The sequence below is a fragment of the Vibrio sp. 05-20-BW147 genome, from assembly GCF_013369385.1.
Lineage (GTDB): Bacteria > Pseudomonadota > Gammaproteobacteria > Enterobacterales > Vibrionaceae > Vibrio > Vibrio floridensis.
Genome location: NZ_SZTO01000010.1, coordinates 74,773 through 97,179, shown reverse-complemented (window position 1 = coordinate 97,179; position 22,407 = coordinate 74,773). Strand labels below are relative to the sequence as shown.

At 46.1% G+C, this 22,407-nt stretch carries 19 protein-coding genes; 11 read left to right on the top strand and 8 right to left on the bottom strand.

Annotated features, from left to right (window positions below):
• Nucleotides 1-183: 183 nt before the first annotated feature.
• From FC652_RS10770 to FC652_RS10750, 5 genes are all read left to right on the top strand, one after another.
• Complete coding sequence (locus tag FC652_RS10770) at nucleotides 184-954, top strand: ABC transporter ATP-binding protein (RefSeq protein WP_176298563.1); 771 nt, start codon at nucleotides 184-186, stop codon at nucleotides 952-954.
• A 131-nt stretch (nucleotides 955-1,085) separates the two neighbouring features.
• Nucleotides 1,086-1,856, top strand: a complete 771-nt coding sequence (locus tag FC652_RS10765; RefSeq protein WP_303396466.1) for an ABC transporter substrate-binding protein — start codon at nucleotides 1,086-1,088, stop codon at nucleotides 1,854-1,856.
• Nucleotides 1,857-1,946: 90 nt separating this feature from the next.
• Nucleotides 1,947-2,687: an ABC transporter permease gene (locus FC652_RS10760; protein WP_176298561.1), complete on the top strand. Its 741-nt coding sequence runs from the start codon at nucleotides 1,947-1,949 to the stop codon at nucleotides 2,685-2,687.
• Between the two features lie 6 nt (nucleotides 2,688-2,693).
• Entirely contained in the window at nucleotides 2,694-3,371 is a 678-nt protein-coding gene (locus FC652_RS10755) for an ABC transporter permease (protein ID WP_176298560.1), read from the top strand.
• Between the two features lie 146 nt (nucleotides 3,372-3,517).
• On the top strand, nucleotides 3,518-6,241 hold the full coding sequence (locus FC652_RS10750; protein ID WP_176298559.1) for an ImpA family metalloprotease: 2,724 nt from the start codon (nucleotides 3,518-3,520) through the stop codon (nucleotides 6,239-6,241).
• Nucleotides 6,242-6,321: 80 nt separating this feature from the next.
• On the opposite strand, the gene xthA is transcribed toward FC652_RS10750, so the two are convergent.
• Nucleotides 6,322-7,128 (bottom strand): exodeoxyribonuclease III, encoded by an 807-nt coding sequence (xthA, locus tag FC652_RS10745; RefSeq protein ID WP_176298558.1) that lies wholly within the window; start codon nucleotides 7,126-7,128, stop codon nucleotides 6,322-6,324.
• 214 nt (nucleotides 7,129-7,342) lie between these two features.
• On the opposite strand from xthA, the gene FC652_RS10740 reads away from it, so the two are divergent.
• Nucleotides 7,343-9,460, top strand: a complete 2,118-nt coding sequence (locus FC652_RS10740) for a methyl-accepting chemotaxis protein (protein ID WP_176298557.1) — start codon at nucleotides 7,343-7,345, stop codon at nucleotides 9,458-9,460.
• Between the two features lie 44 nt (nucleotides 9,461-9,504).
• On the opposite strand, the gene rsmS is transcribed toward FC652_RS10740, so the two are convergent.
• The 4 genes from rsmS to dinG are packed head-to-tail and all read right to left on the bottom strand — an operon-like array spanning nucleotide 9,505 to nucleotide 13,121.
• Nucleotides 9,505-9,672 (bottom strand): pleiotropic regulatory protein RsmS, encoded by a 168-nt coding sequence (gene rsmS / locus FC652_RS10735; protein WP_176298556.1) that lies wholly within the window; start codon nucleotides 9,670-9,672, stop codon nucleotides 9,505-9,507.
• Nucleotides 9,672-10,217, bottom strand: a complete 546-nt coding sequence (locus FC652_RS10730) for a primosomal replication protein (RefSeq protein ID WP_176298555.1) — start codon at nucleotides 10,215-10,217, stop codon at nucleotides 9,672-9,674. The genes rsmS and FC652_RS10730 overlap by 1 nt, the downstream gene beginning before the upstream one ends.
• Entirely contained in the window at nucleotides 10,214-10,996 is a 783-nt protein-coding gene (locus tag FC652_RS10725; protein ID WP_176298554.1) for a TSUP family transporter, read from the bottom strand. The genes FC652_RS10730 and FC652_RS10725 overlap by 4 nt, the downstream gene beginning before the upstream one ends.
• 49 nt (nucleotides 10,997-11,045) lie before the next feature.
• Nucleotides 11,046-13,121, bottom strand: coding sequence for an ATP-dependent DNA helicase DinG (gene dinG, locus FC652_RS10720; protein ID WP_176298553.1), 2,076 nt, complete (start codon nucleotides 13,119-13,121; stop codon nucleotides 11,046-11,048).
• Nucleotides 13,122-13,634: 513 nt separating this feature from the next.
• Here dinG and FC652_RS10715 point away from each other — a divergent pair.
• The gene (locus tag FC652_RS10715; protein ID WP_176298552.1) at nucleotides 13,635-14,558 is read left to right on the top strand and encodes a porin; all 924 of its coding nucleotides are present in this window, start codon (nucleotides 13,635-13,637) and stop codon (nucleotides 14,556-14,558) included.
• Between the two features lie 72 nt (nucleotides 14,559-14,630).
• Complete coding sequence (locus tag FC652_RS10710; RefSeq protein WP_176298551.1) at nucleotides 14,631-15,263, top strand: DUF2057 domain-containing protein; 633 nt, start codon at nucleotides 14,631-14,633, stop codon at nucleotides 15,261-15,263.
• 40 nt (nucleotides 15,264-15,303) lie between these two features.
• Here FC652_RS10710 and FC652_RS10705 read toward each other — a convergent pair whose 3' ends face one another.
• Complete coding sequence (locus FC652_RS10705) at nucleotides 15,304-16,002, bottom strand: rRNA large subunit pseudouridine synthase E (RefSeq protein WP_176298550.1); 699 nt, start codon at nucleotides 16,000-16,002, stop codon at nucleotides 15,304-15,306.
• Between the two features lie 299 nt (nucleotides 16,003-16,301).
• Here FC652_RS10705 and FC652_RS10700 point away from each other — a divergent pair, with 299 nt between their 5' ends.
• On the top strand, nucleotides 16,302-18,527 hold the full coding sequence (locus tag FC652_RS10700; RefSeq protein ID WP_176298549.1) for an NADP-dependent isocitrate dehydrogenase: 2,226 nt from the start codon (nucleotides 16,302-16,304) through the stop codon (nucleotides 18,525-18,527).
• A 92-nt stretch (nucleotides 18,528-18,619) separates the two neighbouring features.
• Here the strand turns inward: FC652_RS10700 and cspD are convergent, their stop codons facing one another.
• Nucleotides 18,620-18,841 carry a cold shock domain-containing protein CspD gene (gene cspD, locus FC652_RS10695; RefSeq protein ID WP_176298548.1) on the bottom strand — a complete coding sequence of 74 codons (222 nt, stop codon included), beginning with the start codon at nucleotides 18,839-18,841 and terminating at the stop codon, nucleotides 18,620-18,622.
• A 535-nt stretch (nucleotides 18,842-19,376) separates the two neighbouring features.
• Between cspD and clpS the strand changes: the two genes are divergently transcribed.
• Together clpS and clpA are read left to right on the top strand one after the other, a co-directional pair.
• The gene (gene clpS / locus FC652_RS10690; protein ID WP_176298547.1) at nucleotides 19,377-19,697 is read left to right on the top strand and encodes an ATP-dependent Clp protease adapter ClpS; all 321 of its coding nucleotides are present in this window, start codon (nucleotides 19,377-19,379) and stop codon (nucleotides 19,695-19,697) included.
• A 47-nt stretch (nucleotides 19,698-19,744) separates the two neighbouring features.
• A complete protein-coding gene (gene clpA / locus FC652_RS10685; protein ID WP_176298546.1) occupies nucleotides 19,745-22,021 on the top strand; it encodes an ATP-dependent Clp protease ATP-binding subunit ClpA in 2,277 nt (758 codons plus the stop codon).
• Nucleotides 22,022-22,141: 120 nt separating this feature from the next.
• Here the strand turns inward: clpA and infA are convergent, their stop codons facing one another.
• The gene (gene infA, locus FC652_RS10680; RefSeq protein ID WP_001040192.1) at nucleotides 22,142-22,360 is read right to left on the bottom strand and encodes a translation initiation factor IF-1; all 219 of its coding nucleotides are present in this window, start codon (nucleotides 22,358-22,360) and stop codon (nucleotides 22,142-22,144) included.
• Nucleotides 22,361-22,407 lie beyond the last annotated feature (47 nt).

The following is a 22,407-nucleotide window of genomic DNA, read 5'->3' as shown; positions in this document are numbered from 1 at the left end:
CGCTATGCATTGTTAAAAGAATATATTGCTAAATTGTGAATATAAATCTACTTTTCGTTTTTAACTATGCCAAAAATGCAGGTTAATAATTTGTTGCAACTCAATTGATAGGATGCTAGTTTGTATCCATTAAAGGGGCCGGAGTGCCTTGGCAGTGACAAAAAACACAGGGAGTACAAGCGCATGCATGAAGTACCAGCGCTGGATATCAAACAACTGCACAAAACGTTTGGTCAGAATGAAGTGCTAAAAGGCATTTCACTTGCTGCACATAAAGGGGACGTTATTTCCATCATTGGCTCTTCCGGCTCCGGTAAGAGTACCTTCCTTAGATGCATCAACTTACTAGAAACGCCCACCGCAGGTGAAATTTGGGTTAATGGCGAATTAATCCAGATGAAAAACAACCGTGCGGGAGAGGCGATTCCTGCCAATGAAAAGCAAGTCCAGCGCATCCGTTCGCGCTTGGCGATGGTTTTTCAGGGCTTTAACCTCTGGTCTCACATGACGGTGCTACAAAATGTGATTGAAGCGCCCGTTCATGTACTGGGTGTACCTAAAGCCGAGGCGATCGAAAAAGCAGAAGTCCTGCTGAAAAAAGTCGGCTTGTATGAGCGCAAAGATTACTACCCAGGTCACTTGTCTGGTGGTCAGCAGCAACGTGCTGCGATTGCTCGCGCCCTTGCCGTTGACCCTGAAGTGATGCTGTTTGACGAACCGACATCGGCGCTCGACCCAGAGTTGGTTGGTGAAGTGTTGGGGGTAATGCGAGATCTGGCTGATGAAGGCCGCACCATGTTAGTGGTAACTCATGAAATGGCGTTTGCTCGTGATGTGTCAAATCATGTCATGTTCCTACATCAAGGATTGGTTGAAGAACAAGGCGCACCGTCAAAACTGTTCACCAATCCAGAGTCAGAGCGTTTAAAGCAGTTTATTTCATCGATTTATTAAAAGGGTGATGGGCTTCTATCGTACTAGAACCTAGAACCTAGAACCTAGAACCTAGAACCTAGAACCTAGAACCTAGAACCTAAAAACGAAACACAACATCGCAATACAAAAACAATCACAGGAGTATGGATATGAAAAAGTGGTTACTTGCAGCAACATTGGCCGCAACCGCTGTGTCGGGCATCGCTCAGGCGAAGGAATGGAAAACGGTTCGCTTTGGCATTGAAGGGGCGTACCCTCCATTTAGCTGGACAGAAGCCGATGGTTCCCTAAAAGGCTTTGACGTCGATATGGCGAATGCCTTGTGTGAAGAGATGAAAGTGCAATGTAAGATCGTCGCGCAAGATTGGGACGGCATTATCCCGTCACTATTGGCTCGCAAATACGATGCGATTATCGCAGCGATGTCGATTACAGAAGAGCGTAAGCAAAAAGTCGATTTCACTGGTAAATACGCGCTCATTCCAAACAAATTCATCGCTAAGAAAGACGCAGGCTTGGACTTTGACAAACTGAGCGGCGTAAAAATCGGTGTTCAACGCGCAACCACGCACGACAAATACCTAACCGATAACTATGGCAAGAACGTTGATATTGTACGTTACGGTTCGTTCGATGAAGCGTATCTAGACCTCGCCAATGGCCGTATTGCCGCAGTATTGGGTGATGCTTCGGCATTGGAAGAGGGCGTGCTGAACAAAGCGGGTGGTGAAGGCTACGAGTTTGTTGGCCCATCACTAACGGATCCAAAGTGGTTTGGTGAAGGCTTTGGTATTGCGGTTCGTAAGCAAGATAAAGAACTGACTAAACAACTGGATGCTGCGATTCTGTCACTACGTGAAAAAGGTGTTTATCAGCAAATCGCGGCGAAATACTTCAAGTATGACGTATACGGCGACTAATCACCGCTGAACTCTCGCCCTAATTGCCGGTTCGTTCCTGGATGTACCCGGCAATTAGGATTCTAGATTCTAGGGATTAGGAACTGACCTATGCTGGATTTACAAGGATATGAAGCCTCTATCTTTAAAGGGGCCGTGTTGACCATCGAAGTAGCATTACTTTCCCTTGTGCTCGCCATGTTACTTGGCATGTTGGGCGCGCTTGCCAAAATGGCACCTTATCGTTGGGCGCGTGCTATCGCCACACTTTACACCACCATCATCAGAGGGATTCCTGATCTTGTCTTGATGATGCTGATTTTCTTCGGTGGCCAGATTTTTCTTAACAACTCTCTCTATGCCGTCAATGAATGGCTCAACGAGTGGTTTACATCAAGCGACCCCACGCATGAATGGGTCTCCTACCTTCCTGACTATGTAGACGTGAGCCCTTTTATTGCCGGTGTTCTGACCATAGGCTTTATCTTCGGCGCGTACATGGCGGAAACCTTCCGCGGCGCCATCATGGCGGTCGATAAGGGCGAGCTTGAAGCGGCAAAAGCGTACGGGATGAGCTCGGCATTGGCATTTCGCCGCATACTGCTGCCACAAATGATTCGCCATGCGCTACCCGGCTTTGGTAATAACTGGTTGGTGCTGCTAAAAACCACCGCACTGGTGTCCATTATTGGTTTGGAAGACATGGTGCGTGTAGGCTCACTCGCCGCAGGCTCAACCAAAATGCCATTTACTTTTTATATGGCAGTGGCATTGATTTTCCTCTTCTTTACCAGCGTTTCTACGGGCTGTTTGAAAGTCCTAGAGCGTAAGTTCAGTATTCATACGAGGTAGGTGACGATGGACTTTTCATTAATCGTAGAAAACTTTCCTATCTATCTCGAAGGCCTTTGGACAACCGCTTGGTTGGTGGCACTTTCGCTAGTGATTGGTTTAGGCGTTGCTATTCCGCTTGCCATCGGGAGAAACAGTCGTAACTACTTGGTGAGCTTGCCGGCTTGGGGTTACATCTATTTTTTCCGTGGCACACCTCTGTTGGTTCAACTCTATTTGATTTACTACGGGATGGACCAGTTTTTCCCCGTGAAAGATACACTTTGGGAAAATGCTTGGTTCTGTGCCTTGGTGGCGTTTGTTTTGAACACCTCAGCGTATACCGCCGAAATTATTCGTGGCGCGATCAACGGTTTGCCAAAAGGGGAAGTCGAAGCCGCAAAGGCCTATGGTATGAGCCATTGGATGGCCTATCGCCGCATTGTGCTACCTAGTGCGTTGCGTCGTGCATTACCAGCATACAGTAATGAAGTGATTTTTATGCTGCATGGCAGTGCGGTGGCGGGGATTGTGACCATTCTCGATCTCACGGGTGCAGCTCGATTGGTCAACTCGCGTTACTACGCACCGTTTGAATCGTTTCTAACCGCAGGCTTGTTCTACATGTCGCTGACGTTCTTGATCCTTTGGGTATTCAAAAATGCTGAGAAACGTTTCCTTGCCTATCTCAGGCCACTCAGTTAACCCCCGCGTTTTGCTTATCTAGAACGGCACCTTTTGGGGTGCCGTTTTGATAGGTTAGTTCAAAATAAATAATCAAATAGAGTGTGTTGGTTGCCGTTATGCTGTGGTGAACTACAATTAAGTAAACAAAAACAATTATTTATAAAATGAAAAGTATTTTTTATTGCACTCTTCTGACACTAACTATCACCGCTTGTGGCGGGGACAGTGGTGCGGGTGGCTCAACAGAGCAAGTCAAAACGGATGTAGAACGGGCGCTTGAAAGCGGAAATGCCTTGCTGGTGTCTGATCCAAATGAATTTATTCAAGCCAATCAGCGTTATGTTGCGCAGACTCAACAACGCAGCGATGCATTGTGGCAGCAATTAGCGGCGAACACGTCCTCTCTTCATTGGGACCCTACCCACGATGCGGCCATTCTTCAGTCTACCTACGGCTTTAACCAAGCGGTTTTACAGACAAACAAAGCGATGGCTGATGGGTATAAAGACCAAGTGTTAACCATTGGTGTCGCTGGCTTTAGAACCAATGATCAGCGCTATGCCGTCTTAGGGAGCAATCCTTTTCGCACGGCTCAACGTTTCCTGACATCCGTAAACAGTGATATGGAGATTTGGCTGGATAACCTGTTGGTCTGGCTAAATGGTGGCTCATTGAAGCAAAGGACGAACGTGGTGATCGCGCAGATGGATCAATCGCATTATTTCCCCGATGAGCAAGCAACAAGAAATTGGTTAAGTAAACGATATGGCGAAGCGGTTAGCTTTAACGAAGCCAACCAGTGTGATGGCGAAAAGCTGCTGGCGTGTGTCGCGGCAAAGCCTGATTTGCTGATTTTATCCCAGCATATGAACAGTGGGGATTCAGTGGCGACTGTCAAAAGTGCCGTTGAGAAAGCGCAGGCTGACGGTATTCCCATCCTTTATTTGCATTGGGATGGTGGCATGACAGAGCTAGGTAACGCGTTGTTTGAGCTTTTCCATGTCAGTTATGTCGGTGATAACTATTGGCGAAAATTGGGTATTAGCCAATGGAATGCCTTATCGCTGAAGGGCTCAGTTCCCCAAGAAATTGCCGCCCAACAAGCGTTGCTCACCCGTTTGGCCAATGACAGTTTCACGGTGGATCTTAAGCAGTGCGATGACAAATCATGTCCAGAAAGCGCCAACATGGGCAGTGAGTTCTATCCTGCGGCAAACTCTATTCGCAACCATTTATTGTCTTTGGATCGACGCCAAGTCGATCTGTTTAAAACCGCAGATTACCAATACGAGAAACTGATGGTGCTGCTGGCGGATCGTTATCGCCAGGATGTGGTGTTTCCGATGGATAAATCGACCACAGCATCGCTTGAGTTCTTAAAATCCTATTTTGCCGATTATGTCCAATATCATTCTCGCTCGATCAACCCAAAACAGCCGAATATGGGTAATTTTAGCCGCAGTGAATTTGGTGCTGAGATCGCGCGGATCAGCAAAACGGTTCAGTTGGAATCGAAACGCAACTTCCGCTCTGCAGGCGTGTACGCCTTGCCTGGCGAAACGTTCCAAATCACGCGCCGTGATAACAGCGCGGTGAAGGTGTCGATTGCGATTAACTCACTTCGCAGTGGGGCAACCCACGAGTTTTCAAAAGAGGGGTATAGCCGGCCTAAACATCTCACCTCTACCACTTATGAGATTAAGAGAGATGAGACGATCCGTTTAACCTCTCCTTACGGCGGGCCGATTCAAGTCCATTTTGATACCAACGATCTCCCCGTTGAATTGCTGTTCACCAATGTGGCGCAACACCCCGTTTGGCGAAGTGCTGAGGATAATGAACCGTTTGCCGCGCAACTGAATCAAGACCAATTTGATTGGGCAGAGCTGATCACACCGGGATTTGAAGTGCATTCAAAACGCGACAAAATGCTGCAGTCGATCTCAGCAACAGAGTGGGCGGGAAGTGCTGCTGCCATGGCGCAGGCGACAGAGCGATACATGCACAATTTCCCGCATGCGTTAGCAGGCTTTAAAGGCCCGGGTATTACGGTATTTGAGCAAGTGCAAACCTACGGTGAAAACAAAGGTTGGCAGGTAGAAACCATCGATATGGTGAAACACATGAATGCCGATCAAGCCACTTGTGGGTCTGGTTGCTCTGGCAATCCGTACGATGCGTATTGGGCATTTAGCCCAGTGGGCCATGGCGATTTGCATGAGCTTGGTCATGGGTTAGAAAAAGGCCGTTTTCGTTTTGCCGGTTGGGAAGGGCATTCCACTACTAACTATTATTCCTACTACAGCAAATCGCAGTTTTTCAAAGAGACGGACAAGGAACCGTCTTGCCAAGAGTTAGACTTTAAAGCGCAGTACACGTTATTGCAGCAGAGCCGTCAGCAGGTGGATCCCAATGCCTTTATGGCCGCACAAAATCAAACCGGTTGGAGTTGGGGGGCGCGCGTTTACATTCAGATGATGATGGCAGCTCAGCAGCCACAAGGCATCTTAGAAGACGGCTGGCACTTGTTGGGCCGCTTGCACTTAATTGAGCGTGAGTTCAATCGTTTGAAAGGCAGTGCTGAGTTGTGGGAGGCGAGGAAAGAGTCAATCGGTTTTAGCCAGTATTCGTTGGATGAAATCAATGCGATCAGTAACAATGATTGGCTACTGGTCGCGTTGAGCTACATTACCGAGCGAGATATGCGGGCGTATCTTGATATGTGGGGGTTCACCTTCAGTGATAAAGCGAAGCAGCAAGTGATTACTCACAATCATCCTGCGATGCCACTAAACTATTTCGTCTCAACTGATACGGGGTACTGCAAAGAGGAATTTGCAGCGCGCTTTGTGCCAGTCGATGGTGTAACCGCTTGGCCGTCGAATTAGCCAGAAGTGAAAATCATAGAGGAGCCTTAGCTCCTCTATGATTTTAAGTCGATTGCTTTATGTCGATGAACGAATACGGGTTACTCAAAGGTTGCCCAAATAGGCGCGTGATCTGAAGGTTTTTCAATGCCGCGTAGCTCGTAATCGATATCGGATTCTCGGCACTGGGCCGCTAACGATGGTGTAGCAAGAATCACATCAATGCGTAGACCACGATTATCGTCAAAGCCTTTTGAACGGTAGTCAAACCACGAGAACTTATCATCCACACTTGGGTGCAGTTTGCGGAACGTATCTTCTAAGCCCCAATCCAGTAAGGTTTGTAACCACTCACGCTCCTCAGGCTGGAACGAACATTTGCCCGTTTTTAACCAGCGTTTACGGTTCACTTCACCAATACCGATGTCGGCATCGATTGGGCTAATATTGATATCGCCCATCACAACCACTTGCTCACCGTTGTCTCTGTGAGTGGTTAGATATCCCATCAAATCTTTGTAAAACTGGCGTTTATAAGGGTACTTGGTTTCGTGCGCGATGTTGTCCCCTTGCGGAAAATAGCCGTTCAACACCGTCACTTTTTCACCCTTCTCATCAAGAAAAGTCCCGATGATCATGCGCTTCTGATGTTCGTCGTTGTCGGTTGGGAACCCTTTTTGGATCTCGATAGGCTCTTGCTTACACAGCAGAGCCACGCCGTAATGCGCTTTTTGGCCATGAAAGTAGACTTTATAGCCCATTGCTTCGACGTCTTCGATGGGAAAGGCTTCGTCGTGAACTTTGATTTCTTGTAGGCCGATCACATCGGGTTGATGCTTATCGATTAGTGCTTGAAGTTGATGAAGGCGAGCTCGTAACCCATTGATGTTGAAGCTGACGATTTTCATTTTCTTTCCTGATTGATGCGTTTTAGACGATGTTACCATCCCATTTTGTGACTTCAAGAAGAGAAAACGAATCGCTGCAATCGCTCACACAAATGGTACAATGATGTGCTACAAATTTGTAACAAATCTAATTGATATCGAGATAAATTATGCTTTAATGGAAAGCAAATAAATCAAAAGTTAAGCCACGTTTGTTTGCGAATAAGGATGTAGTATGCGAACTCTCTCTGTTCAGTGGAAAATTACCCTGCTGTCGGGTTTCTGCTTGTTAGTCACCTCTCTTTCTTTGGTTGGTTTTTCTGTTTACAACGCGATGACCAACCAGCAAACGCTAAAACAGCAAAGTACCGCCTCCGTCACCAGCAAGTCTGAGCAACTGGTTAAAACAAGGGCATTGCTTAATGCGACTGAAGTGGTTGAGTTTCTTAACGAATCTCTCTATCGAGCGGAAATGTTGTCGGCGAACGCGCTCTTCTACAAAACCAACAGTGAAGAAAATTTTGGTGAGAGTGAAGTACTGCGTACCGCCTTGGATGAAATGGTTCGCAAATCGGTCCTCAATTTCAAAACCATGCAAGGGGCGTACTTGGTCTTCAAGCCGAACATGCTTGATGGAGAAGACTCAAACTACGTGAGTGCAGAATATGTCGGCTCGAACGAACGTGGACAATTTGCGCCTTACTGGGTTACGGCCAATAATGGCGAAAACGTCATTGCCAATGTTCTTTCGGAAGCAACGTTAAAATCGGATCAAAACAGTGAACGTTTTGCCTGTCCGCTCAATTCGGCGCAAGCGTGTATTACCTCCCCGCGCAAAACAGAACAAGATGGAGGTTCGTTCCTCACCACATCGCTATCGGTGCCGATATTGGTAGACAGTGATCCCATTGGTTTCATGGGCATAGACGTACGGTTAGATTCACTCATTCAGATTGCACAAGATTCAGATCGCAGCTTGTTTGAAGGGCAAGGCAACATCAGTATTGTCAGCTTAGATGGCACGTTGATCGCCAGTGATGATAGCGCAAAAGAGGTAGGCAGTTCTTTTTCCAGTACGAACATTTCAGCCAACATGTTAACGGATTGGTTGTACGGTGGTGGTGAGAGCGTTTCTTGGAGCAAAGATGGCGAGTGGTTATTGGTGTTTGCGCCAATGACGGTGGCCAATCAAACTTGGGGCGTGATTTTCGAAATGCCGAGAGCGGCGGTGTTAGAAGATGTTGAAGCGCTTGATCAAGTGATCAGTGAGAAAGTGTCAGAAGGTATCAAATTTGAGTTATTAGTGGGGGCCATATTTGTTTTGGTTGGCTTGTTCACTATCGCAATTGCCGCTGCAAGATTAGTGAAACCGATAAAGACCGTCGTTGAAAGTTTGCAAGATATTGAATCTGGCGAAGGCGATTTGACCCAACGTTTGTCAGTCAAAAGCCAAGATGAAATGGGTCAACTTGCTTCGAGTTTCAATGCTTTTTTAGATAAGTTACAACGCACCATTGGTGAGGTCGCTAACACCTCGCAGCAATTGGCTGAGCAAACGCTTGGTGCAAAGCGTGCCGCGATGGAGACTCGCATGAGCAGTGAATCTCAGTTCCGCGAGGTGGACATGGTGGCTACGGCCGCAGAAGAGATGACTCAAACCGCGAGCCTTGTGGTGCAAAATGCAGAGGTCGCAGTGGATGCCGCCAATCGTGCTAGCCATGCGGCAAAGAGTGGCCGAGAGGTGATAGAGCGTTCTGAGCAAGAGATGCTGAAGCTGGTAGAACAAATGACCCAAGCGGTGCCCGTAGTGGAAGATTTGGCTAAGAACAACGGCAATATTACGGACATTCTTGCGGTGATCGAAGGCATTTCTGAGCAGACTAATTTGTTGGCACTCAATGCGGCGATAGAAGCCGCGCGTGCTGGGGAGCAGGGCAGAGGTTTTGCTGTCGTGGCGGATGAGGTGCGCAAGCTAGCGAGCCGTACACAAGATTCGGTCGCGGAAATCCGCACTGTGATCAGCCAGGTACAAAACGGCACCACAGCCGTGGTGGAGGCGATAAACCAAGGGAATGTTTTTGCCCAACACACGGCAGCTGAAGTGCAAAATGCGGTGGTGCAATTGCAAAGTGTCTTTGACGCTATTGCGGCGATTAACGATATGAACAGTCAAATAGTGAAAGCGGCGGAAGAGCAAAAGGCGGTGTCGGCCGAGGTAAACCAAAGTGTTTCTAACATCCGTGACCTCAGTGGCCAGATTTTGTCTCAAGCCGGAGAGTCTCAATCAGCGGGAGAAATGATAGAAACGCTCTCGCAACAGCAGCAACGCTTAATGGGGCAGTTTAAGGTGTAATACTCACGAGCCGCGTGGAACGCTGCTAACGAAACAGGAAGGCTCTAAGCCTTCCTGTTTAGTTTTGCTTCTAAATCTTGTTGAACGATTTTGAGTGCAGCGAGCGCCACTTCGGCATCGACTTCATTGCTTTCCAAAAGATAGATCAGATCGACCGCCAGTTTAATGTCATCAGGAGCTTGGTCTAAAGGAGGAGGCGACAAATCGTTCATTACTGGTTCTTCTCTCTAAATGTGATCTGATTTTCTATTTTAAGCAGAGCGGCCTGACAGCGTGCTAGACGTTGTTCCGTGGTGAGTAGCGCTTGCTGCGCTTGAGTGCGCAGGAAAGCGGGAGCTGCTTCAAGCTCGCGTTGTTTCTCAAGCACCATCTCTTTTAATCGACGCGTCCATTCCTGATGCTGTGCAAGTTCTTGGTAAAGCACGTTAATGGGCTTGCGGTAGTGACTGGCGTGTTTAATTTCGTTTTTCCGAATGGTGGTGGTTGAGAGTTCACGCTGAATGGCCGCAAGCTGAGATACCAATTGTTCGGTCAAATAGGCTGCCCGTTGGGTGGTCAGGCGCTGCTCTTTTTGTTCACGCAGCAGCGCATCGAGTGTTGCTTTGGTCTCTTTGACGCAAGGGACTAAAAGGCGAGAACGACAGGCGAACAAACGCTCATCAAACAAAGGGGTATGATGTTCACCCCGCTGGCGGTCCAGTTGAGCCGCTTGCATCGCAAGTTCCTCGAGTTTCAGTCCAACTTCATTGAGCTTCATAAGGTCACAAACCATGCTTCATAGGCGAGCTTTATCGCGAGAATGCTCACTACACTAACAAAAACGGGACGAATAAACTTTGCGCCAAAGCGAATTGCGGAGTGAGCGCCGACAAAGGCCCCCGCCATCAGGCATATTCCCATAATTAGCCCCAGTCCCCAATTGATGTGACCGAGCAGGGCAAACATCACTAAAGAAGTAAGGTTACTGGTGAAGTTCATCGCCTTTGCGAGGCCTGAAGCTAGCAGAATATTCAGTTTATACAAAGCCATGGAGCTGACAGTCCAAAACGCACCAGTGCCTGGACCTGCGACACCATCGTAAAAACCCAGAGTCGCCCCTTGAATATACTGCTTTTTGTGGAGCATTGGGCACGGTTTGGGTGTGGTGCTGTTGTGTGAAGCGTCAGGCGCTTTGTGCCAGATGGTGTAAATGGCCGCGGCTAAGATAATCAGTGGCAGAATTTTCTCAAGCCATTCGGTTGAAATGGCATCAACCAACAACGTTCCCAAGGTTGCACCTATTAAAGTAGCAGCAAATGCTCGTAGCCAACACTCAGGCTTAAAGAGTTGCTTCTTATAATAAGTAAACGCCGCCGTGGAAGAGGCAAAAGTTGCCGCCAGTTTATTGGTACCTAGGGCAATATGGGGTGGCAAGCCCAATGAAAGGAGAGCAGGCACAGTGAGCATTCCGCCACCACCAGCGACGGCATCAATAAATCCAGCGATGAAAGCAACCAATGCGAGTATCACAAGCATGGTTGGTTCGAATAGTTCCATAGGGTATTAGTTCTTCTTTTTATTTAAATCGGTGAAGCAGCAAAAAGCGTTATCTTTCGACAATACGTTTAAACGGCGGTAAAGAGTCGAGAATCGCCTTCCCATAGCGCTTTGAAATGAGCCGTTTATCGAGGATGGTGACTGTACCAGAATCTCGTTCTTTACGCAGTAAACGTCCAACAGATTGAATCATCTTCTTACTCGCTTCTGGGACGGTGATCTGCATAAACGGATTGCCGCCTTTGGATTCTATGTACTCCGAGTGCGCTTGTTCGACAGGTGAGGTTGGTACCGCGAACGGAATCTTGGTTATCACTAGGTTCTCAAGCAGCTCGCCAGGCAAATCTAATCCTTCTGAAAAGCTGCCTGTGCCAAAAAGGATGCTCGTTTCCCCTTTTGCTACGAGGTTTTTATGTTTTTTTAGAATTTCGACTCGAGAACTTTCGCCTTGTCGCTGTAATGCCCAGCCTCTTTTAACGAACTCTGTTGCTAATGCATCGCCAACTTGGTTCATTTGCCAATAAGAAGAGAATAAAACTAAGTTCGCTTGTTTGTCTTTTAAATACTTAGGCAAAATATCGATAAGATATTCCGTAAATTGAGGCGCTTGTGGTTCGTACTTAAGTGTTGGAATAATCAGCTCAGCCTGATTTTGATAATCGAAAGGAGACGCAAGCGCGAGAAACTGTACGCCAGACTCTTCTCGCATATCGATCCCTGCCTGATGACAAAAATACTGAAATGAGTTTAATGCTCTCATCGTTGCTGAGACCAAAAGTGCACCAACGCAGCGGCTCCAGATCTGTTGGTCCAGTTGCCAACCAACTTCCAACGGTGAAACGCTGACGATGACATCACCTTCGCGCTCAGGGTGTTTTTGTAACCAACGTGCTAGTGGTGCGCCTTTTTCTCGGATAGGCTCGGCCATTAAGCGCCAAACTTGTGCCAAGTTTTCAGTTCTTTGTATGTAGAAACCGAGCTCTGCAAGCGCAGGCTCTGCGATTTTTGCTGATAGTTCGCCATCTTTAACACGTTCCGCCACAAGATCTGCGATTTTTGCAACAGCTTGATGGGCTTTCTGGCTAAACGTCTTAAGTTCTTTAGATTGCTCTTCAAGCCATGCTGGTAATTGGCCATGTTCAAAACGATGAATGCCATCAACAAAGTGTGCAGGGTCGAACTGCTTAGATAGCTGTAGCAACGCTGGAATTAAGATCTGAATTGAATCTTGGAGATCATGGCGAAAGCGGCTAACGCGCTTCTCATCCGCTAGCCCTGCAAATTTGCTGCTGTTTTGATTTAAACGTTCTAACCAAGCTGCCGCGCCTTTAAGGCTAGATGCGGCAGAGGCATGATCTCGAGCAACGTGAGGAAGGTGGTGCGCTTCATCAAAGACATAAATGGTATTTTCCGGCTCAGAGAGGATAACACCGCCACCTAAGTCTGCATCTGCCATGACCAAACTATGGTTTGCGATAATGACATCGTGCTTGTCGAGTTCAGAACGCGCTTTTTGAAAAGGGCAGTGACGGTGAATGGGCAGATTGTTGTTGCAGCTATGCTTGTCACTGACAATCAGTTGCCAAAGGTTGTCATCAATCGGTTTTGGCCAACTGTCTCTGTCCCCATCCCATTTCCCCTTAACTAAGCTCTGATACATAGTGGTTAACAGCTCTATGTCTTTCTTTTTAGGCTTAGTCTCGAACATGGCGAGTTGACCACCGTCAACACCACTAGCACTAGCCAGTTTCTCAGCACAGCAGTACCGCTGCCGACCTTTCGCTAAAACAAAAGAGAAATTAATGTCTGAAATGCGTCGATATAAAGGCAGGTCTTTATTCATCAATTGTTCTTGAAGCGCGACGGTTGCCGTAGAGATAACTACTTTGCGGTTATTGAACACAGCAACTGGAATTGCTGCCATCAAGTACGAAAGAGATTTACCGATTCCAGTTCCCGCTTCAGCCACGAGGATACGATTTTTTTTGTGATAGCTACCACAAAGTGTTTTGGCCATTTCTGCAACGAGAAAGTTTTGCGCGCGACGAGGTATAAAGTTTTCAAGCTGATTGTGCAAATTTTGATAACTGGTGCGAATGGAATTTTGAATTTTACTGGTTAGCATACTGTGACCTGTGTTCAGACCCATGGATTTTAGCACACATCGCTAACCGAGGTGTATCTCACGAAATTGGATCCTTTTGATTTAAATCTAGATCTCGTTCACAAAAAAAAACTGAACCTTCATAAAGCGAGAATTAATTCATTTAATAAAAAATATAAAACGCCATGGGTGGTACTTATGTAGTGTTATATTCTATTTTTAATTTTATTGATGCATAAAAGTGGTTGTTTGTGCTGTTTTTTTTGTTTGCTGGTTTGGCGTTATTTGATGCTCCCTTGCTTAGAAGTTACTCGAAAAATTGAATGTAAAGCATGTAAGTCGTTGTTTTTTGTTTGATTTATATTTTTTTATGTTGAATTTTTAGGAAATTTGACAGGCAGAATAATCTTTTGCAATCTTACAAACGAAATTTACAGGTACTGACTTGTCTCCTCTGAGAGGTAAATCGGTATCAAAAAAACAAAAGGGAACCGGGCAAGGAACTCCCAAACTAAGAAAAGGCAGTGGATTATTATGAAAAAGACTCTAGTAGCTCTAGCAGTTATGGCATTTGCAGGTTCTGCAAACGCAGGTTTTGAACTTTACAAGAAAGACGCAGTGTCTGTAACTATGGGCGGCGACATCGAAGTTCGTTACGTTCAGTCTAAAGACAAAGATGCTGAACTTAAGCAACAAATTCATGATGCTGACGTAAGCTTCGACGTACGTTACGCAGTAAACGATCAAGTTCAATTCGGTGGTTTCTGGGAATTCCAAGACACTGGTTCTAACAACGGCGATGCATACGTTGCAGCATACGCTGGCGCGCACACTTTCAAAGTTGGTCGTCTATGTTCAGTACTTGACGACGGCGGTATCGGTTCAGACTACGTATTCGGTCTAAACGCGTTCTTCAATGGCACAGACGAGTTCTGTGGTGAAGAGACAATGCGTTACGATTTCGACTCTGCTGATTTCTACGCGTCTGCAGCACTTCGTCAGTTCCGTAACTCAGACAAACTGAACACAGATTCTCGTCTAATCGATGCTAAGTTTGGTTACCGTGGTGTTCAAGACTTCGACTTCACTGCGTTCATCGGTTCTGCTGAAATCGCAAGCAAAAACGCTGCTCTAGTTGACCAAACTCTATGGTCTCTACAAGCACGTTACAACGGCGTAGAAAACCTAGGCCTAGCTGCAGCATACTACGCGACTGAAAACGACAACGTAGATGGCAGCAACATCGCTCTTGCAGCAACTTACAACCTACAAGTTGTTAAGCTAGCGGCAGGTGTTAACTTCGCTGATACTGACGCAGCAAACAGCGATGTAACAAGCTGGTACGTAAACGCTGGTTACCCTCTAGCACCTGGTGCTGAGCTATACGCTGAAGTTGGTGGCGACGACAAGAAAGACTCTGAGACTGGCTTCGCATTTGGCGTTAAAGCTAAGTTCTAATCCAATTGGATAACCTTATACTAAACACCCTCGCATGAGGGTGTTTTTTTTGGCAATCATTCGGAGATCCTTATGCTAAGAATAATGGCGATAGCCGGGTTACTGGTATCGATGAACATTCATGCTGCGCAGATAACACCAGCAGCGGGCGTGAAAATTCTTTTTACCAATGGAGTCGCGGTAGAAGAACCTCTTAAACCAACAAGCTTGGACAGCGACACTGTTCAATTAGTTGTCCGTTATGCGGATGAGCTTGGGCGAGGAAGTAACAAAAAGGTCTTCGATTCTCCACCTTTTGTGATTACCATCGAGAAACTCAATGAGGATATTAAGCTATATCCACCGAGCGTGTTTAGTTATGAGCAAGCTAATCGAGAGTTTCAATCTTCACCTAAATGGCGCATAGAAAGTAAGGATGGGAACGAAGTGGCTTACGTTCAGGAAAAGCTACAAGGTCACGATGGTTTCATGCCTTACTATGATATCGATAGTCTTATCGCTAAGCACAATAAGGAAAGAGGGATCGTTTTTGATTCGGTCTTGGCTACAGTGGAAGCGACGCCCGCCAAATCACCAGTTGCTTTAGGCGAAGTGGCCAGCAGCGCTCAGGAAGCCAGTTCGCTTCAACAGCTGCAGCACTGGTATACTCAAGCGACGACAGAGGAACGTAAAGCCTTTCGCAAGTGGATGGTTGACCAAGAGTAGTTGCTTTTTCACGATATCAGTCGGAATAGCGCGACCCTTTTCATAGCGACACTTCTTTCCATTCACCAGGTTGAAGATTGCCGAGCGTAAGCCCTGCCATTGAGTAACGTACCAGCCTTAGGGTGGGAAAGCCTATGTGTGCCGTCATGCGTCGCACTTGACGATTTCTTCCTTCAATAATCGTAATGGCTAGCCAAGTGGTGGGGATTGCAGCACGAAATCGGACAGGGGGATTTCTTTCCCACAACTGAGGATCTTGGATAATCTCAACTTTAGCAGGCAACGTTAGTCCATCTTTCAGCTCAACACCACGGCGAAGGGGTTCGAGCTGTTCTTCGGTCGGAGCACCTTCCACTTGTACCCAATAGGTTTTAGGCGATTTGGATTTTGGCTGAGTGAGTTTAGCTTGAAGAATTCCGTCATTGGTAAGCACCATTAGCCCTTCACTATCACGATCGAGTCGTCCTGCCGCATAAATGCCTTTAATCTTGATATAGTCTGCTAGCGTCTTTCGACCTTCCCCATCGGTAAACTGACTTAGCGTGTCGTATGGCTTGTTGAATATGATCACTTTACGTTCTGCTAGCGCTAGAGGTTTTTTAACCTGTGCGCTGCTTTTTCGCTTGGCACTATTTGCTTTTAAAGCATCAGCGGATTGGAATTTGGCGTTTTGTTTAAATCGCTTGGTCGCTGTTTGCTTGTTCGAGCGTGGAGAAGTGCTGCTAGAACGGAATGACATGTTAAGTACCTTGCAAAAATGTAAATGAAGTGTGTGTATAAGTTTTAACTTTCGACGGAATCGGATATGATCTGCGCGCCTTATACTAACAATAGCGCACAGAATAATAGACTATTTCGCGCAATTTGTTTAATTATAAACGTGCACTCATGGATTTAGAGCAACTGACTCAAAACGTAAAACAAAGAGTGCCAAGCGGCGGTTTGCGCTAGGGGAGATACTGACACTCAGTGAAAGTGCAAAGCGCGTCATTACCACTCATCTCAGCTTGCTGAGGTGTTAAAAAATAGGGAAATTTCATGCCTACAGAAAAACCTACCATTATTTACACCATTACTGATGAAGCACCAGCGTTAGCAACCTATTCCTTGTTGCCAATTATTCAGTCTTTTACCGCATCATCAGGTATTAATGTTGAAACTCGCGACATTTCTCTAGCTGGGCGTATTATTGCCAACTTCCCAGAGCACCTAAAAGAAGAACAACGTATTGGCGATGCGCTTGCAGAACTTGGTGAGCTGGCTCAGACGCCAGAAGCGAACATCATCAAGCTGCCAAATATTTCAGCCTCAATTCCTCAGTTGAAAGCAGCGATTAAAGAGCTTCAAGACAAAGGCTATGATCTGCCAAATTACCCAGAAGAGCCGAGCACTTATGAAGAAGAAGCGATTAAGGCTACTTATGACAAGATTAAAGGCAGTGCGGTAAACCCTGTACTTCGTGAAGGTAACTCGGATCGTCGTGCGCCGCTGTCAGTGAAGAACTATGCAAAGAAAAACCCGCATTCAATGGGAGCTTGGCGCTCAGACTCGAAGTCTCACGTCTCAAGCATGACGGAAAAAGATTTCTTCGGCAGTGAAAAGTCCGTGACAGTAAACGGTGCAACAAATGTGCAAATTGAATTTGTTGCTGAAGATGGTTCTAAGAAAGTCCTAAAGAAAGCATTTGCACTGCAAGATAAAGAGATCATCGACTCTGCCGTTCTAAACAAAAAGGCACTTGTTGCGTTTTTCGAGAAAGAAATTGCAGAAGCTAAGCAACAAGATGTTCTGCTATCACTGCATATGAAGGCAACCATGATGAAGGTGTCAGATCCTGTCATTTTTGGTCATGCGGTCAAAGTTTACTATAAAGACGTTTTTGTAAAATACGGTGATCTTTTCGCTAAGTTGGGTGTGGATGTAAACAACGGACTTGGTGATGTATACGCGAAAATTGCTGCCTTGCCACAAGCACAAAAAGAAGAGATTGAAGCTGCAATTGCTGCGGTTTACGAATCACAACCAGCGTTAGCAATGGTCGACTCTGACCGTGGTATTACTAACCTGCATGTACCGAGTGATGTGATTGTTGATGCATCTATGCCTGCAATGCTGCGTGCCTCTGGCCAAATGTGGGGTCCTGATGGCAAGCAGAAAGACACCAAAGCATTGATTCCAGATCGTTGCTATGCTGGCGTCTATCAAGCGGTTATCGATTTCTGTAAAGAGCATGGTGCATTTGACCCGACAACAATGGGTAGTGTACCAAACGTTGGTTTGATGGCACAAAAAGCGGAAGAGTACGGCTCACACGATAAGACCTTTATCCTCGATGCTGCGGGCACTGTTAAAGTCGTTACAACAGACGGCACTGTGCTGCTTGAACAAGCCGTCGAAGAAGGTGATATCTTCCGTATGTGCCAAGTTAAAGACGCTCCAATTCAAGACTGGGTCAAACTGGCTGTCACGCGCGCAAGAGCAAGTGGTGCTCCTGCGGTATTCTGGTTGGACGAAAACCGAGCTCACGACGCCGAGCTTATTAAGAAAGTAAATGCCTACCTACCTAGTTACGATACAAATGGTCTCGAAATTAAAATCTTGTCTCCAATTGATGCATGTAAGTTCTCACTAGAGCGTATCAAAGCAGGTCAAGACACCATTTCTGTGACTGGTAACGTACTACGTGACTACTTAACCGATTTGTTCCCAATTCTAGAATTAGGTACATCGGCAAAAATGCTCTCTATCGTTCCACTGATGAACGGTGGCGGCCTATTTGAAACCGGAGCTGGCGGTTCTGCGCCGAAGCACGTACAGCAAGTTCAAAAAGAAAACCATCTTCGTTGGGACTCTTTAGGTGAGTTTTTAGCGCTGGCTGCTTCGTTGGAGCACCTAAGCGTGGTGACAGGCAATGCCAAAGCCAAAGTTTTGGCGGATGCCTTAGATGCAGCGACAGGTGAGTTTTTAGATACAAACAAGTCACCTTCACGTAAAGTCGGTGAGTTGGACAACCGTGGTAGCCATTACTACTTGGCTGCTTACTGGGCGAAAGCGTTGGCAGAGCAAATCGCGGACGCTGAACTGGCGGCTGAATTTGCTCCTATTGCAAAAGCACTTGCGGAGCAAGAGGCAGTGATTGTCACTGAGTTAAATGGTGCGCAAGGTGCCCCAGGTGATCTAGGCGGCTACTACCTATTTGACGATGCAAAAACGTCGGCGTTGATGCGTCCGAGCGAAACGCTCAATCACGTCATCGAAGGCTAACCCAAGTTAGAAAACACAAAACCCGCCAATTGGCGGGTTTTTTATAAGAGCTAAAGCGTTGCTTAAAAGTGAAAATTCTAGCAATACCAGTCTTACTTCGTTGCGTGTACTTCTAGTGGAACGACACTGCTAGCGTGACACCCTTTCGGGCCCTTCTCGATTTCATACGAAACTTGTTGGCCTGCTTTCAGAGTACGATAACCGTCCATTTGAATCGTAGAGTAGTGAGCAAAGATGTCACCCTCTTCTTGATCTGAACAAATGAACCCAAATCCCTTGGCGTTATTGAACCACTTAACTGTACCTGTAGCCATGCTATACATCCCTCATGCATTTTGTTACTGATGTTGTCAGCCAATCGACGTCGTAATGACTGTTGGCAATTTGCTTTTAAGCTAAATGTAAGAATTTAGTGTGATGGATTTTTGGCAGCTAAACTTTTATTGCAAGTTTCGCATTTTGCGAAGCGAAGCACTAAGTGAAGAAAAATGCATCAACAACAACCAATGTAGTCAATGATTTTTGCTAGTCAATAGTAAAAATGTATTAATAACAACATAATCGCAAACAGATCACTTTTGTAATTAACATTTTTGCAAAAGTTTCTTTATTGATTTAATCAGCGGCATGAATTAATGAGTTAACGATTGGTGGTTTAATCGGCAAACAATCACTTAGAGGGTTCTCGGTTTGACTTTTTATTTGCAGCCTGCTGTGGCGTGAATTAGTCTCTAAGTAAGGGAAATGACTCGCGAAGGCTAACTGACTACACCGAGCTCTGTGCTTATGGTAAAGTGTTTGCAGGTATCTGACTCTTTGTTAATAGTCCCAAGTGTTTAAAAAGAAGCCATGAGTAAAAATTTTGAATGGATCACTCCAGATTCAGATTTACTGGAGAAAGAAATTACCCAAATTCAGCCGCCCAAGAAATATAACGTGGTGTTAAATAACGATGATTACACCCCGATGGATTTTGTGATTGAGGTTCTTGAGCGATTTTTCTCGCATGATTTAGATAAAGCAACCCAAATCATGCTTCAGGTTCACTATGAGGGGAAGGCAATTTGTGGCACGTATAGTGCAGAGATTGCTGAAACGAAGGTAGCGCAGGTTACGATGTATTCAAGGGAGAATGAACATCCGCTACTTTGTACGATGGAGCAAGCGTAAAGATAAGACTTGCTCGAGCAACCAAGTTGTTCTCACAGGAGGTACTTATGCTTAATAAAGAATTAGAGTCGAGCCTAAACGGCGCCTTTGCTCGTGCTCGTGACAAACGACATGAGTTCATGACTGTCGAACACCTCCTGCTTGCATTGTTGGAAAACAATGCTGCGAAGGAAGCTCTTCTGGCATGCAAAGCTGACTTAAATGCTTTGCGCTATGAACTTGATGTGTTCATAGACCAAACAACACCACTTATTCCGGACAATGACGAAACTCGTGAGACTCAGCCTACATTGAGCTTTCAACGTGTGTTACAACGTGCCGTATTTCACGTTCAATCTTCCGGTCGCAGCGAAGTCACGGGCGCTAACGTTTTAGTTGCCATTTTCAGTGAGCAAGAATCGCATGCGGCGTATCTACTCAAGAAAAATGATATCTCTCGTTTGGATATTGTTAACTTCATTTCCCACGGTATCACCAAAGCGGCTGGTGCGAGTGATGATTCTTCGTCTTCTTCTGAGTCTTTTGGCAGTGATGCAAATAGTGACGAAAATAGCTCTGATGAGCGTCTAGAAAGTTTCGCAACTAACTTAAATCAAGTGGCGAAAGATGGACATATAGATCCTCTGATTGGCCGTGATAAAGAATTGGAGCGCACGATTCAAGTGCTTTGCCGCCGTCGTAAAAACAATCCCCTTCTGGTTGGCGAAGCTGGTGTGGGTAAAACCGCGATTGCAGAAGGACTCGCGTGGCGTATTGTTGAAGGTTCTGTACCAGATGTAATTAAAGATAGTGTTATTTATTCTCTGGATATTGGCTCTTTGCTAGCTGGTACTAAGTACCGTGGTGATTTTGAGAAACGTTTTAAGACCATCTTGAAGCAACTTGAACGTGAGAAAGACGCGATTCTGTTTATCGATGAGATCCACACCATTATCGGTGCTGGTGCAGCATCGGGTGGACAAGTTGATGCCGCTAACTTGATCAAACCCTTATTGAGTGGTGGCAAGCTGCGTTGTATTGGTTCCACTACTTATCAAGAGTACAGCAACATTTTCGATAAAGAGCGCGCGTTGTCTCGCCGCTTCCAAAAAATTGACGTTGTGGAACCTTCTTTAGATGACACGACCAAAATTTTGATGGGTTTGAAGTCTAAGTATGAAGCACACCACGATGTTCGTTACACCAACAAAGCGCTACGTGCCGCTGTAGAATTATCAGCCAAATACATCAACGAGCGTCATCTGCCTGATAAAGCGATTGATGTCATTGATGAAGCTGGCGCTCGTAGCCGATTGACGCCAGCAAGTCGACGTAAAAAGACAGTTGGTGTTGCCGACATTGAGGCGATGGTTGCTAAGATGGCTCGCATTCCTGAAAAATCAGTCTCCTCTTCAGACAAAGATATCCTCAAGAGTCTGGATGATAAGATGAAGATGTTGGTGTTCGGGCAAGACGCTGCTATTGACGTGTTGTGTGAAGCGATCAAATTAAGCCGTGCAGGTTTAGGTGCCGAAAATAAACCGGTTGGGTCTTTCTTGTTTGCTGGCCCAACTGGTGTTGGTAAAACTGAGGTCACTGTTCAGCTGTCGAAGCTACTTGGGATTGAGCTATTACGCTTTGATATGTCTGAGTATGGTGAGAGACATTCAGTGAGCCGTTTGATTGGTGCGCCTCCAGGTTATGTTGGCTACGATCAAGGTGGTTTGCTCACGGATGCGGTGATCAAACATCCTCATGCCGTTGTGCTGCTAGATGAAATCGAAAAAGCGCATCCAGATATCTTCAACCTATTGTTGCAGGTGATGGATAATGGCACGCTTACCGATAACAACGGTCGCAAAGCGGACTTTCGTAATGTGATTTTGGTGATGACGACGAATGCGGGTGTGGCAGAAACTGAGAAGAAATCCATTGGTTTGATCCAACAAGATCACAGCCCAGATGCGATGGGTGAAATCAAGAAAGTCTTCACGCCAGAATTCCGTAACCGTCTAGATAACATCATTTGGTTCAATAGCCTTGATGTAGCAATTATTCATCAGGTGGTTGATAAGTTTATCGTTGAGTTGCAAGTCCAGTTGGATGCGAGAGGGGTCTCTCTAGAAGTCTCTGAAGATGCTCGTCATTGGTTAGCGGATAGAGGGTACGATAAAGCGATGGGAGCCCGTCCGATGAGCCGCGTTATTCAAGATAAACTGAAAAAACCATTGGCCAACGAGTTGTTGTTTGGCTCACTCATCGATGGTGGCACAGTGAAGGTGACCTTAGAGAAAGACGATTTGAAATTTGAGTACCTAACTGCCCGTGAAGAAGCTGTTCATTAAGTCAGTTTCACAAGTTAGATAAAGCGAGCTTCGGCTCGCTTTACTATGACAAATACCATTTTCACGTAACAAAAAACGGAGCGATAGCTCCGTTTTTTGCATTACTGCGATAATCAGAGATTAACGAGCACGGAAGACGATGCGGCCTTTCGATAGGTCGTATGGAGTCATCTCTACAGTTACTTTGTCACCCGTTAGGATACGGATGTAATTTTTGCGCATTTTGCCTGAAATGTGCGCTGTTACAACGTGGCCATTTTCAAGCTCAACGCGGAACATAGTGTTTGGTAGAGTATCAAGGACAGTACCTTGCATCTCAATTACGTCTTCTTTAGCCATTTAATCCTCTTAGAAACTTGGCGAATTTTAACGGGCATTCTTAGGCC